A 1,799-nucleotide genomic window follows, 5' to 3' on the forward strand; every position below is an offset into this window, starting at 1 on the left:
TTGATAACAAGATAGGATTAAAGCCATATCAGCTAAGGGAAGAAATAAAAATGCCGAAGGCTCCAGAAGGATTAGAATACAGAAATTTAGGTACAATGGAGCACAATATATGTGATGTATTAGCTCAGAGAATGAAAGGAAGAAAAATGAGTTGGTCTATTAAAGGTGCCAATAATTTAGCTAAAATACTAGCTGAAAAAGCAAGTAAAAGAATATACAATGTGATAAATGAGGTATGTTCAGGAGTTGTTTCAGATGATAAATTAGAAACAATAACAGAGATGATTACATTAACAGCAGCTGATGTAAATAAGAAGGTAAAGAAAAGTAAGTATTATCCTATACAACAAGCAAGAGTACCATTTACAGGCTGCGCCATGACTAATGGAAGAAAAGCTATACAAAGCTTTTTTAAAGAAAAAAATTTTAGTGAACTTATTTATAGATAGTTTTAAAATTTTGAATAAAAAGTTAACGGGATAAGTGCGCCCTTTCGGGCTGCGGGCGAAGCCCTTTTGGAATAAAATTTTCAACTGAATTTATAATGGAAAAATTAAGAAATAAAATTGCCCACTTTAACTTGACACAAACAACAAGTAATTAAATATTGATTATTGATATTTTCTATATTAGGATGAAAATATATGAATGTTAGTATAGAATATTAAATTTGATAGATATAACTTTTGAGCACTTAAGATATTAAAGAGTAATATTTTAAGTGCCTATTTTGCATATTGTAAGAACTTCTCTACTATGTCATTATGTTTAGTTTGAATTAAAAAAACTCCATTATTGCATAATTTATAGCAATCGTAAATATTTACAATATTTAGGCATTCACCTATTTCATTATAAGTTAAATTGCAAAGACATTTTAATAGAACTATGCAGAGAGATTTAAAATTCTTGTATGAATTTTTGTCTAACATATCTACTTTCCCAGAATATATATTTTTTTTAACAAAATTTATTATCTTATTAGAGTCATAATCTCTAGGAATAGAAGTTCTATTGTTCATACAATCATAATTTATATCTAGAGTGCAATCTGAAGAAGAGCTATTCTTTTTTAGCGATAAAGTAAAATTGGAAGAAAGTTCAATATTTTTGGCATTTTTCAAGAAATTTGTATATAGAATCCTAGACTTTATTAAGTCTTTACTAAATAAGCTTAGAATAAATCTAGTATTTATTAAATCGTATTTATTCTCTAATTTTCCAAGATATATACCTAAACTAGAATAACAATAATTTTCAACATTTCCTCTATATTTTTTTATATCTTTTGGATTATTGTGAATGTAAGAGCTACAGTTTAATAAATATATTTCATCTAGTATTAATTTGCTTTTGAAACGGTCACTAAAAACATGTCCTTTTCTTTTGTATTTTTTATTGTAATATAACGCGTAGCTTAAGTTTACCCCATGCATAAATTTACTTATATCAGCACCTTTGCTATATATTAGAATATGAACATGAGTATCCATTAAACAATAAGCATATATTTCAATTTTATATATAGTTTTATATTTATTTAGAATTTGAAGAAATTTATCTTTATCTTTAGGAGTTTTAAATAGATAAATTTCTGACATGCTCTTTAACATTATATGATAAGTTCCTAAAAACTCTTTTAATCTAGCAAATCTAGGCATTTTACTTCCTCCCTCGTATAATAAGTTTATAGCAGTCATTTAACTGACTATAAACTTATTTATTTTTATATTTTAGTATAGATAAGAAAGTATCTATGTTTTTCTGTGGGGATTCTCCCAATTCCATAGTTGCTGTCT

Annotated in this window: 1 protein-coding gene and 1 pseudogene; one reads left to right on the top strand and one right to left on the bottom strand. The window is 26.2% G+C overall.

The features are described from left to right. Positions 1-449, top strand: a pseudogene (locus FGK85_RS15060) (ISLre2 family transposase); the annotation flags it as partial. A gap of 276 nt (positions 450-725) precedes the next feature. Here the strand turns inward: FGK85_RS15060 and FGK85_RS15065 are convergent. After that, positions 726-1,661, bottom strand: coding sequence for a transposase (locus FGK85_RS15065; protein ID WP_171011458.1), 936 nt, complete (start codon positions 1,659-1,661; stop codon positions 726-728). Positions 1,662-1,799 lie beyond the last annotated feature (138 nt).

Source organism: Haloimpatiens lingqiaonensis (genome assembly GCF_901447495.1).
In the GTDB taxonomy this organism is placed as follows: Bacteria; Bacillota; Clostridia; order Clostridiales; family Clostridiaceae; genus Haloimpatiens; species Haloimpatiens lingqiaonensis.

Coding starts and splice junctions, on each gene's coding strand:
- FGK85_RS15065 (WP_171011458.1), bottom strand. CDS start 1,661: ATGCCTAGATTTGCTAGATTAAAAGAGTTTTTAGGAACTTATCATATA.